This window comes from Novosphingobium lindaniclasticum LE124, assembly GCF_000445125.1.
Lineage (GTDB): Bacteria > Pseudomonadota > Alphaproteobacteria > Sphingomonadales > Sphingomonadaceae > Novosphingobium > Novosphingobium lindaniclasticum.
The window spans coordinates 1-11,647 of record NZ_ATHL01000058.1; the positions used below are offsets into that span (position 1 = coordinate 1).

The 11,647-nt window shown below is 63.8% G+C and carries 9 protein-coding genes and 1 pseudogene; 8 read left to right on the forward strand and 2 right to left on the reverse strand.

From position 1 onward, the window contains the following. Positions 1 to 134 precede the first annotated feature (134 nt). The 4 genes from L284_RS33150 to L284_RS33165 all read left to right on the forward strand — a co-directional run bounded on the left by L284_RS33150 (position 135) and on the right by L284_RS33165 (position 3,851). A complete protein-coding gene (locus L284_RS33150; RefSeq protein WP_021233618.1) occupies positions 135 to 1,049 on the forward strand; it encodes a tyrosine-type recombinase/integrase in 915 nt (304 codons plus the stop codon). A gap of 3 nt (positions 1,050 to 1,052) precedes the next feature. Continuing rightward, entirely contained in the window at positions 1,053 to 2,246 is a 1,194-nt protein-coding gene (locus L284_RS33155) for an IS91 family transposase (RefSeq protein WP_021233619.1), read from the forward strand. 318 nt (positions 2,247 to 2,564) lie between these two features. After that, entirely contained in the window at positions 2,565 to 2,912 is a 348-nt protein-coding gene (locus L284_RS33160; RefSeq protein ID WP_031341883.1) for a RidA family protein, read from the forward strand. A gap of 312 nt (positions 2,913 to 3,224) precedes the next feature. Then, positions 3,225 to 3,851 carry a tyrosine-type recombinase/integrase gene (locus tag L284_RS33165; RefSeq protein WP_235054336.1) on the forward strand — a complete coding sequence of 209 codons (627 nt, stop codon included), beginning with the start codon at positions 3,225 to 3,227 and terminating at the stop codon, positions 3,849 to 3,851. Here L284_RS33165 and L284_RS33170 read toward each other — a convergent pair. After that, entirely contained in the window at positions 3,846 to 4,988 is a 1,143-nt protein-coding gene (locus L284_RS33170) for a LacI family DNA-binding transcriptional regulator (protein ID WP_081673944.1), read from the reverse strand. The two genes, L284_RS33165 and L284_RS33170, sit on opposite strands and share 6 nt — an antisense overlap. Here L284_RS33170 and L284_RS49070 point away from each other — a divergent pair. Continuing rightward, entirely contained in the window at positions 4,987 to 5,451 is a 465-nt protein-coding gene (locus tag L284_RS49070; protein ID WP_407635841.1) for an MFS transporter, read from the forward strand. The two genes, L284_RS33170 and L284_RS49070, sit on opposite strands and share 2 nt — an antisense overlap. A 32-nt stretch (positions 5,452 to 5,483) precedes the next feature. On the opposite strand, the pseudogene L284_RS49075 reads toward L284_RS49070, so the two are convergent. Beyond that, a pseudogene (locus L284_RS49075) lies at positions 5,484 to 5,819 on the reverse strand (nucleoside hydrolase); the annotation flags it as partial. Positions 5,820 to 6,049: 230 nt separating this feature from the next. Here L284_RS49075 and L284_RS33180 point away from each other — a divergent pair. The 3 genes from L284_RS33180 to L284_RS33195 all read left to right on the forward strand — a co-directional run. Beyond that, positions 6,050 to 8,989: a TonB-dependent receptor domain-containing protein gene (locus tag L284_RS33180; protein WP_021233624.1), complete on the forward strand. Its 2,940-nt coding sequence runs from the start codon at positions 6,050 to 6,052 to the stop codon at positions 8,987 to 8,989. 158 nt (positions 8,990 to 9,147) lie between these two features. Beyond that, entirely contained in the window at positions 9,148 to 10,026 is an 879-nt protein-coding gene (locus L284_RS33185; RefSeq protein WP_160172107.1) for an esterase-like activity of phytase family protein, read from the forward strand. A 1,208-nt stretch (positions 10,027 to 11,234) separates the two neighbouring features. Next, a partial coding sequence (locus tag L284_RS33195; protein WP_021233627.1) for a recombinase family protein occupies positions 11,235 to 11,647 on the forward strand: 413 nt, incomplete at its 3' end.

Consider the following 11,647-nt stretch of genomic DNA (forward strand, 5'->3'; position numbering starts at 1 on the left):
CCTTGTACGAACCCGCTGGCGCGGGATTGGCGGCCGGGTCTGATGTCGTGCTGACCTCGCCGTCGACGCGTCTGGCTTGAGCCGGTTCGAGCGGGGGCAGACCCTATCGACTCCTTCAACCAAGGAGTCGAACGATGAACACCACCACCGTTATGATGCCCGTCCGGACGTTGCGCGAGCGCATGGCCGAAGACATGGACCTGCGCCACCTGTCACGCGCCACGCAGCGCAACTATCTGCGGGATGTGGCGCGGTTCGCCACCTGGCTGGGCCGTCCTCCTGATACCGCGACGGGTGAAGATCTGCGCCAGTTCCAGCTCGACCAGCGCGAGGCGGGGCTCGGCGGACCTACGCTGAACAGCATCGTGTCCGCGCTGCGCTTCTTCTACACGCATACGATCGACCGCCCGGACCTGACCCGCAAGCTCTACCGGGTGAAGCATCCCCGGTCCTTGCCCACGGTGCTCAGCCGCGAGGAAGTGACGCGGATGCTGGGCGCGACGACCAGCCTCAAGCATCAGGCCATCCTGTCCGTCGCCTATGGCGCGGGCCTGCGCGCTTCGGAAGTGTCCAAACTCAGGGTCAGCGATGTCGATGGCGAGCGCATGCTGCTCCGAGTGGAATGCGGCAAGGGTGGCGGGCATCGCAACGCCATGCTCCCGAATGACCTGCTGCATCTTCTGCGCGCATGGTGGAAGGAGGGACGAGATCAGGGCGTCATGCACCGCGATGGCTGGCTGTTCCCGGGGCAGCATTATCTCAAGCCCATCTGCTATCGACAGATACATCGCATCGCGGCCGAGGCAGCACGCGCTGCCGGCATCACGAAGCGGGTCGGACCCCATACCTTGCGCCACAGCTTTGCCACGCATCTACTCGAAGATGGGATCGACATCCGCATCATCCAGGCGCTGCTCGGGCACGCGAAGTTGAACACCACGGCGCTCTACACCCAGGTGGCAACCCGCACCTTGAGGAACGTGGTCAGTCCGCTCGACAAGCTGGCTGTGCTCCCGGCTCCTCGATCGCAGGCATCGCCAGACGGTTGAGGCGTGCGCGCCGGCCATGAGGTCGCCGACATATTCCGCGCTGCCGGGCCGGCCTACCGCGCGGCCCACACCGGACATCTGAGCCTGACACAGCTCAAGGTCATGACGGCGATCGAGAACTGCCGCACCGCTGCCCTGGGCGGTCATGTCGAGGCCTGCGAGGACTGCGGGCATTGGCGGATTGCCTATAACAGTTGCCGCAACCGGCACTGCCCCAAGTGCCAGGGTGCGGCGGCGCGTACCTGGCTGGCGGAACGCGAGGCCGATCTGTTGCCGGTGGGGTACTTCCACGTCGTCTTCACGCTGCCAGCGCAGATCGCCGGGATCGCCTTCCACAACAAGGCGCTGCTCTACGACCTGCTGTTCCGCGCGGCGTCCGAGACCATGCTGACGATCGCGGCGGATCCCAGGCACCTCGGCGCGCGCATCGGCATCACTGCCGTGCTGCATACATGGGGTTCGTCGATGACGCACCACCCGCATGTGCACATGGTCGTGCCGGGCGGCGGCATCGGCCCGGGCGGGACGCGATGGATATCCTCGCGTCCCGCCTTCCTCCTGCCGGTCCGTGTCCTGGGCAAGCTGTTCCGCCGGCTATTCCTGACCCGGCTGATCCAGTTCCACGATAGCGGTAAGCTCGCCTTCTTCGGATCGCTCGCGCCACTGAGCGAACGCCGCGCGTTCCTGCGTCATATCGCTCCGGTCCGTAAGAAGCGCTGGGTGGTCTATGCCAAGCCGCCGTTCGCTGGCCCCGAAGCGGTGCTGGCCTACCTGTCGCGCTATACGCACCGGGTCGCCATATCGAACCGGCGGATCCTGGCCTTCGATGGCGCTGACGTGACCTTGCGCTACAAGGATTACCGCCGGGATGGGGCAGATCGCCAGCGCATCATGACGATCCCCGCCGACGAGTTCATCCGGCGGTTCCTTACCCATGTCCTGCCGCGCGGCTTCCACCGCATCCGGCATTACGGCCTGCTGGCGGGCTCTCGTCGCCAGGCCAGCCTCGGGCTTGCCCGCGACCTGCTCCAAGTCGCACCCGAACCTGAAGCGCCCGACACCGAAAAGCCGACGGACCTGCGCCCGCCATGCCCCTGCTGCGGCGGCCCCATGATAATCGTCGAAACCTTTGAGCGCTGGCGGCAACCGCGTGCCCCACCGGAAATGCTCTTGTCTACCCGGGAAACCGCGTCATGACCCGGCATGGCCCGACCGTCATCCCTCCCGCAACACTTCGCTCGCGGGACCGGACCTTCGTCGCGCCTATCGCCATCTTCATGGCGCAAGAACGCCTGCTGCGGGTCCGACGATGCTCCATCGGTATCGCCGACCATGACGGCGGCGGGCTTATGGCCAACCCATGTCTGCGTCCGCAACGAAGCACATCAAGCTCCAGACGGCGCCGAAACTGAAATCCCCATAGCGCATTTCTTGCCGATCCGCGGGTCGTACATGTCCGGGTTTGCGTACGCCTGCCGGCGCCCGAAACCCTTCGACCTCTCGGAAGGACCGAAACTGATTATTACCCGCATCCATCAGGGCCCGCGCATGAGCGAGGCCTTGATCCACGGTGATACCATCTATCTTGCTGGCCAGATCGGGGTGCCGGGCGAGACCGTGAACGAGCAGACCAAGACGGCCCTGGCCGAGATCGAGGCACTGCTGGCACAGGCCGGCAGCAGCAAGGATCACTTGCTGATGGCCAAGATCTGGCTGTGCGACATGGCTGACTTCGAAGAAATGAACGCCGTCTGGGATGCCTGGATCGCCGGCCACGGCGCTCCGGCGCGCGCCACTGGCGAAGCGAAGCTGTTTACGCCCGAATACAAGGTCGAAATCATCATCGTTGCAGCGAAGTCTTGAAGATCAATGCCTTTAGCTTGATACACTAAGGACGCCGACAGAGCTGCCGTTCAGCGCATCACTTGCCACCGCCTTCCGGCCACCAATCTACGCCCTCTCCTGAACGAACCGATAGGGCCGATAGGTGAATTTCCGGTTTGGAACCGCGTTGCCGGGATAACTGACGTTCGTGCGCCGTCGGCTGCAGGCCAATGCACGAACCCGCTCCGCGGGAGGGTCGCTTGGGGTGACGTAGCGTAGTATTTGTGAGGCTTTCGGCGGTGCGGCGGCGCCCGCCGACGGTGGAGTTCCTTCAACGGAGAGGAACTTACCATGGATGCTATCACGACTGCTGCCCCGACCCATTCGCTGCGTGAGCGGATGCTGCAGGACATGACGATGCGTGGCTTCGGGGCGCACACGCAGAATGACTATATCCGACATGTCCGGAACTTCGCCGCGTTTCTCGGCCGCCCCCCGGACACGGCCACGGTGGAAGACCTGCGGCGTTATCAGGTTGACCAGCACGAGCGCGCCGTTGGTCCAGCCACGATCAATGGCGCGGTATCGGCACTGCGGTTCTTCTTCGGGATAACCCTCAGGCGGCCGGAGATGGCCCTAGCGCTGGTCGTCGTTCGCTTCACACCCAAGCTGCGTGTGGTCTTGAGCGTCGAGGAGACAGCGCGGCTGCTCGAGGCTGCGCCAGGCATCAAGTACAAGGCGGCCCTCAGCGTGGCCTATGGCGCGGGCCTGCGGGTTTCGGAGGTTGCCCACCTCAAGGTCGATGACATCGACAGCACCCGGATGATGATCCGCGTCGAGCAGGGCAAGGGACGCAAGGACCGCAACGCCATGCTTTCACCCCATCTGCTGGACTTGCTCCGTCAATGGTGGCGCGAAGGATTAATGAGCGTGGTTGTGGTGGGTCAGCGGAACATTATCGATAACGCTGATTCATAAACGAGCAGACTCACGCTGAATGAGTTCAACGTCGAGCGTCATACGCCGCGTAGGTCGGGCAGGGTCTGCCATCCTGTCTATGAGGAGGGATATTGCTTCTTGTCCCAGTTCTTCCAGCGGCTGACGGATGGTCGTGATTCCAGGGACGGAGACGGAGCAGAACGGCAGATCGTCATGGCCGATGATGGCAACGTCACCCGGAACGGAAAGCCCAGCCTCGCGCGCTGCCTGCAAGGCGCCAAGCGCCATCAGGTCGTCGCAGCATACGATCACATCAGCCTCGGCGCTGCGGATTGCACCGATGGCGGCGCTGGTCAGGCGCATGTCGAATGGATGGATGATTTCCCAGGCCATCGGCACCCGGCCGCCGATAAATTCGACGAAGGAATCCCTTCGCAGGCGCGCGACAGATATCTCCTTGGGGCCGGAGAGCAATCCGATCGAGCGATAGCCGGCAGCCAGTACATGGTCGGCGATCAGCTTGCCGCTGAGGCGGTAGTCGGCGGCCACGCTGTCGCGGCCCGGCAGCCAGTGGTCGATGACCACCACAGGGGCGGACAAGTTGCTTTGGGCAATCACATCTTCGGAGGTCGCCGGGCACCATAGTATGCCATCGACGCCGTAATGCTCGATCTGCTCGATGCGTTCACGTTCGGAAGTGCCGTCTTCGGTATCGACGAGCAGCACCGCGTATCCGGCGCGGCGGGCTGCCTGCGAGATCGCCTGTGCCAGTTGGGGATAATAGGGATTGCGGAGGTCCGGAGTAACAAAGGCGAGCGTGCCGGTGCGTCCGGTGCGGGTTGCCTGCGCAGACCGGTTGGGACGGTAGCCAAGTTCTGCCACTGCCGCCAGCACACGGCGGCGAACTTCCCGGCTGACACCGGGCCGGTCGTTCAGGCTGTTGGAAACCGTCCCGATCGAAACACCGACCCGACGGGCCACGTCCCTAATCGTTATGCGCGGTTGCTGCACTGTCTTACCGATCCTCGCTTTGATCCGGACGAGGCCGGGATAGGGCACGATAGGTCTGGCCATGCGCATCGCACAAGTGCATCTAGCGCGCAGCAGCAGAAAGCTTCGCATCCCATCTTCCGGCATGGCCCTTTTTCGAGAGAACGCAATGGCGCCGCGTGACATGGAAAACGCCGACAACCGGCTTTCCGATACCAAGAAGACTTACAAGGAACCGGGTCTGCTGGTGATCTATCCGGCCTACTATGCCTTCCTCGGTGTGGTCACTCCATACTTTCCTTTGTGGCTGCAGGATCGCGGGCTGGACGCGACACTGATCGCACAGACCACGGCGCTGGTCATGATCGCAACGATGCTGGGCCAGTTGCTCCTGCCCTCCGCCGCCTTGCAGGTGGGCCTGCGCAGGCTGGCGATCATGGCAGCAGGCGCGGCTCTGGCGTCCACCTCGGCCCTGGCGCTGACACAGTTGGAGTCGACGATCCTTGGGGTTGCAGCGATTTCAGGGCTGTTCTGCGGGGCGATGCTGCCGATCGCCGATGCGCTTGTGCTGACCGGACAGGAGAGCGGATGGGGCGGAATGAGGGCCTGCGGATCGCGTTCGGGATCGTTCCAGGCGCCGCTCCAGTAGGCCTTGCCGAAGCGCGCTTCCCAGTCGGCATGGCGCGCGGCGCTGTTCACCAGCGGCAGCACCGCGCCATTGTGGACCGGCACGTCACCCGCACCGACGATTTCCAGAAAACGCAGCAGGCTGGCCGCACCTTCATCGCGCCAGTAATCGCCGCTGACCGTGGTGAGGCCCAGAACGCGCACTTTGGGGCTGCCCAGCAGAATCGCCAGCGCCGGTTCGGAGACATAACCCTTGCCGCCGGTGCTGACGCTCCAGTCGTTGTCATAGATGACGAGTTCCGGTGCGGCCCGGTCTCTCCCGGTCGACGCGAGCGCAGGATCGGGCGCCACCGCGAGGACCGCCAGGAGAAAAGGCATAAAACGATTCATCTTAAATCCCTGCACATTCAACGCCGACGCATAAGTGATCCGCCATACATCAGTATCGATCCGTCATAATACTGACTAAAACGTTTTTTATGGGAAGGGTGTTTCTGGGGTTGGACATTGCCATCGGGGGGATTCGCTCCCTTTCTGGCGGCGATGGTCCAAGGCGCAGATCGGGCCGAACGAGCACCGGGTGTGCCAGGGAGGCCTGTCGTCCATGAGGGGAAATTGCGATGACTGTCCGTCTATGCCTGCTTTCGTCCGCCGCGCTGGGCTGTGTCCTGACCGGCGCGCTCGTTCCGTCCATCGGCCATGCGCAGGCCGCGCCCGGTGCCGCTGAAACCGCGAACGACATCGTCGTGACCGGCAGCCGCGTCCGTTCGCCCGCGGCGACGGCAAGCGGCCCGCTGGTCGCCGTGGACAGCACATCAATCGCGCTTCAGGGCATGCCGGGCGCTGACGGCCTGCTCAATGCCCTGCCGCAGGTTTCGGGCAGCAATACCTCAGGACAATCCACGTTCGGCACGCCTGGCATCGCGACTGTCAACTTGCGCAAGCTGGGACCGAGCCGCACTCTTGTGCTGATCGATGGTCGCCGCCTGATGCCGGGCGATCCGACACTGCCGGTGGCCGATCTCAACTTTATCCCCACCTCGCTGGTCTCGTCTGTGGAGACAGTGACCGGCGGCGCCTCCACCGCCTATGGTTCGGACGCGGTGGCGGGCGTGGTCAACTTCAAGCTGCGCCGCGACCTTGAAGGTCTGCGCCTCGACTATCAGGTCAGCGGCTACCAGACCGAAAACGACAACAAGGGCGCGCAGGACAAGCTGCGGGCCTTCGGCGTCGAAGTGCCGGATGGCGGCTGGGACGGCTGGACCCATGACGTCTCGCTGGCGGGCGGCCACAACTTAGGCGACGGACGCGGCAACGTCACCGCCTACTTCGCGTATCGCAATGCGCAGCCGGTAGGCGCGATCAATCGCGATTTCGCCGCCTGCGGCATCGGCACGGTCAGCGGCGCGCAGCCCTTCGACACCCATGTCTGCACGGGTTCCGGCACCAATGCCTATGGCCGTTTCCGCACCGGCGGGACCGGCGGCGGACTGGCTGCCAACCCTGACGGCAGCGCCAGCTTCGTTCCCTATACCAGCGCGCTGGCCTACAATTCGGCGAAAGAGAACTACCTCCAGCGGCAGGACGAGCGCTATTCCGCCGGCCTGCTCGCCCATTACGAGGTCAGCGACGCGGTCGAACTCTATACCGACGTAATGTTCATGCAAGACACCACCCGCGCCCAGATCGCGCCGGCCGGGATCGTCGGCAACCGGACCTACACTATCAACTGCGACAATCCGTTGCTCAGCGCCTCACAGGCGACTTCGCTGTGCGGCGCCAATGCGGGAAGCACCACGGCAGTCTGGTCCGGCACCATTGCCAAGCGCCTCGAAGTGGCAGGTCGCCAGCGCTATTACGACGTGCGCCACCGCCAATGGCGCGGCGTGGTCGGGGCGCGCGGTTCGTTTGCGCAAGGGTGGAGCTACGACGTCTACGGCCAGTACGGCCGGGTCGAATATGCCAATGATGCCACCAACGACGTCTCGGTCGCCCGCGTGCAGGACGCGCTGCTGGCCCGCAATGTGGGCGGCACCGTGCAGTGCATCTCCGGCAATGCGGGCTGCGCGCCGCTCGACATCTTCCAGCTGGGACAAGTCTCGCCCGAGGCGGCCGACTACGTCTTCGCCAGTGGCCGCACCACCGGGCGCGTGACGCAGAAGGTGGCGGCCGCAACGATCAACGGCGATCTGGGCACCATCGGCCTTGCCAGTCCCTTGGCCGCCGATCCGGTGGCCGTGGCTTTCGGCGTAGAGTACCGGGAAGACGCGATCAGCCTCAGCCCTTCGGCCAACTTGCTGAGCGGCGATCTTGCCGGTTTCGGTGCGACTGCGCCCGCAGTCGGTAGCACCGATGTGACCGAGGGCTTCCTCGAAGTGGTCGCGCCGCTCGTCAGCGACCGGGCGTTCTTCCACCGCCTGACCCTGAACGCAGGCTACCGCCATTCGGAATACAAGCTTGCTGGCGGGGCGGACACGTTCAAGGTCGGCCTCGAATGGGCGCCGATCCCCGATATGGCGCTGCGCGGGGGCTTCAACCGCGCCATCCGTGCGCCCAACGTGGTGGAACTGTTCGCACCGCAGTCGCTTTCGTCCGCCTCTGTCACGGACGTCTGTGCCGGAACCAGCCCTGCCGCCTCGCTGACCCAGTGCATGAATACCGGCGTCACCTCCGCCCAGTACGGCAGCATTGCCGAGTGCGCGTCGAACTTCTGCACTACGCTGACCGGCGGCAATCTGGCCCTGCGGCCGGAAACGGCGGATACCTTGACGATGGGCCTCGTCCTGAACCCGCGCTTCGCCCGCTCGCTGTTCATCACGGTGGACTACTACGACATCAAGGTGCGCAACCTGATCGGCACCGTCTCGCCCACCCTTGCCTATTCGCAGTGCCTGAACAATGCGGATGCGTTCTTCTGCAACCTGATACGGCGCGACGCGAACGGCAGCCTTGCCACCACGAGCGGCTACATCGCCGCCACCAACGTGAACACGGGCTACCTCAAGGCCAGCGGTATCGACGCCAGCATCGCCTATGCCACCGACATCGGAGCGGCGGGCCGCCTGCTGCTGGATGCCAACGGAAGCTGGACCCGCAACCGCGAAGTCTCGCCGCTACCCGGCCAGCCGGCCTTCGACTGCGCGGGTCTTTACGGCCCGACCTGCGGTTCACCCACGCCCGACTGGCGCCATACCGCAAGGCTGACCTGGCAAACGCCCGGCAAGGCGGCGATCTCTCTCGCCTGGCGCTTCGTGGGTGCCTCCAAGGTCGATATCAATGCCGGCAACAGCGTGTTCAGCGGCGCCACTGGCGGCCAGCGCGACATTGCCGATGCACGCATCGGTGCGGTCAGCTACTTCGACCTTTCCGCCAGCCTGCCGGTGGCGGACGGCGACTTCGTGCTACGGATAGGCGTGCGCAACATCGCCGACCGCGACCCGCCGATCGTCGACAATTTCAACCTTGGCGTGAATGCCGACTATGGTAACGGCAACACCTTCCCTGCCCTGTACGACACGCTGGGCCGCACCGTGTTCCTGGGGCTGAGCGCCAAGCTGTGAGAGCCTTGATACCGACACCCTTCCGCGCCGCTGCGGCAGGTCTTGCCCTTGCCATCCTGCCGATGCTGGCCGGATGCGGGGCAGCCCGCCTCAGCGCAGGCACGCCGATCGCGGTGCAAGCCCGGCCTGCACGGCTGGGCGCGGATGTGCCGGCGCCGATGGCGCCGGGCATCCGCTTCCTCGGCGCGTTGGACCTATCCTCGCCGAGGAGACACTTCGGCGGCCTGTCGTCTCTGCGCTGGGAAAGCGGCTGGCTCCACGCCCTGAGCGACGAGGACGGCGCCTGGTACGCGCTGCGCCCGCGCGAACGTGGCGGCAGGCTGGTGGGCATCGACCAAGCGCGGACCACCAACCTCCTCGACAGCGACGGCGCCCCGCTGGTCGGCAAGCGCAAGAGCGATGCCGAGGCGATGGAGTTCGTGCATTCCTGCAAGGCGCGTTCCTGCTCGCCCAGCGCGGTTCTCGTCGCGCTGGAACGCGACCACCGCGTTCTGCGCTACGAGCTTTCCGGCGGGCTTCCTGCGGGCCGCCCCGCGCGTCTTGGCGGCATGGACTCATGGCTGGCGCGCCAACCCGATAACGAGGGCGTGGAGGCAATGGCCAGCGACGAAAGCGGCACTTTGCTGATATCCGAAGGCCTGCGCACGCCCGGCGGCGAAGCTGCGGCCCTGCTGGTCAGCCCTCCCCTTGGCACCAGTACCGAACAAACCCGGCGAGCGCAGGATATCGCCGTGCCCGCACCGGGCAGCATGCGCCCCAGCGATCTCGTCGCCTTGGGAGGCGGGCGTTTCATCCTCCTGCGCCGCAGTTGGAGCGAAGCGGCTGGATTTGCCGTCGCAGTCGAGGAACTGACACTCCGTGAAACAACGGCAAAGGTCCACGAAATCATCAGGCTTGCGCCGCCCTTCATATCGGAGAATTTTGAGGGGGTTGCGCTGCGGAAGGCCGGGGACCGCGCCTTTCTCTACTTCATTGCAGACGACAACTTTGAGCCATCCCAACGCACCTTATTGCTGAAGTTTGAGCTACCGACGTAGCTGTGATCTTCGACCGCGCCGCCCCTTCTTTTTGTTGGATATGGTCAACAGATATCTCGCTGAAAGGGTGTTGCGATGTCAGCCGCACTGGATGTTGCCGTCCTGCGCCTGCTACTGATGACAATGCATCATACCGTGCTTCAGAAAATCCGGTTCCGGGTAGACCGAGCTACGTCTGGTATCGGGCAATGAGCTTGGTCTAGTCTACGGCCGAATTGGGCGCAGACCAGCCAGTGCAGTGACGGCAATTTGTACGTCGGGAGGGTCAGCTTTCTCGGGCCATCTGCTCGGAACCGGACCGAGCAAAATGCCCCAAAGCCCGCCTATCGGACAAGGTCCAAGGGCGTCCACCCTCCACGCGATCAGTCCTCGGCAAACCGCTTCGCCAAACGGGCGCTGGCCCCGCTCTTGGTGACGCGCTGCCCACCATAGCGCATCACCGTTCGCGCATCGCACCAGCGACAGGCCTTGAGCAGATGGGCGAGGCAAACCCCGGCGGCCGGGCTGTCGAGAGCGGCGATCTCTCACTTGAAGCGGATGGTGCCAGCTTGACGCCTCGATCCCGGCGATCGCACGCCTAGCTGGGTCTCATCATCGCCAGAATTTCGTGGCTGAAAAAATTTCTCGCAACTACCAGCACACTTGTGGACGCACTGGTACTGTCATGGACGATCAAGAGGAATTGCTCTATTTTCGAGACCCTTGAAGTATAGTTTCCGATCCCCATTGCTGTCAGATCGCCGCGTTTGACAGCAGGTTACTCATGCCCGATCTCTCCACATTCCTTGATACCACCGTGATTTTCAACAATAGTCCCGGCCCTCGCCGCGCTATTTGGATGAATTTGTCTGTGGACGTGAAATTTCTCCGCCAATTGGAGGATTCAACCGTAGACCGGCCCGTTCAGGCAGGCATTAAGCCGCAGCCCGTTTCCAGATCGCAAGCATACCGAGTGATCAGTTGAAGCCGCCGGAGCCTGCCGCCGATAGCGATGCTCTCCCCAAACCGGCTGATGAGCGGGGAACCCGAACCCAGGACGCCCTGATTTGCCTTGCTCGCCTGCTTGGACGTCAGCTCGCCCGAGAGTTGAACGCGGTACAACCATCACCTCGAAGCCGGAAAGATTCGGAGATCACTGAAACGTAGGGGGAAAGGGCGCCGCAGGCGTCATGCGTGCATGACGGCCTTCCGCTGTCGGGAGTTTTTTGATGATCCGCACTGCCCTTTATGCCCGCTACTCCACCGATCGGCAAAACCCCTCATCGATTGAAGACCAACTGCGCATTTGCCGGGAACAGGCGACCCGCGAAGGCTGGCGAGTGATCGCAAGCTACAAGGACGCGGCCATCTCGGGCTCAAGCGTGACACTACGCCCGGGCATTCAGCAGTTGCTCGAAGATGCGAGGACGGGGAAGTTCGATCTTCTGCTGGCAGAAGCGCTGGATCGTATCTCCCGCGATCAGGCCGACATCGCGACGCTTTACAAGCATCTACAGTTTGCCGGCATAACGATCGTCACGCTCGCCGAAGGAGAAATCTCCGAACTCCATGTTGGCCTCAAGGGGACGATGAACGCGCTGTTCCTGAAGGATCTTGCGAAGAAAACCCATCGCGGATTGCG

What these genes read in the sequence shown, in the direction of transcription:
- L284_RS33150 (WP_021233618.1), top strand. Translation starts at nt 135, where the DNA reads ATGAACACCACCACCGTTATGATGCCCGTCCGGACGTTGCGCGAGCGC.
- L284_RS33165 (WP_235054336.1), top strand. Translation starts at nt 3,225, where the DNA reads ATGGATGCTATCACGACTGCTGCCCCGACCCATTCGCTGCGTGAGCGG.
- L284_RS49070 (WP_407635841.1), top strand. Translation starts at nt 4,987, where the DNA reads ATGGAAAACGCCGACAACCGGCTTTCCGATACCAAGAAGACTTACAAG.
- L284_RS33170 (WP_081673944.1), bottom strand. Translation starts at nt 4,988, where the DNA reads ATGTCACGCGGCGCCATTGCGTTCTCTCGAAAAAGGGCCATGCCGGAA.
- L284_RS33180 (WP_021233624.1), top strand. Translation starts at nt 6,050, where the DNA reads ATGACTGTCCGTCTATGCCTGCTTTCGTCCGCCGCGCTGGGCTGTGTC.
- L284_RS33185 (WP_160172107.1), top strand. Translation starts at nt 9,148, where the DNA reads ATGGCGCCGGGCATCCGCTTCCTCGGCGCGTTGGACCTATCCTCGCCG.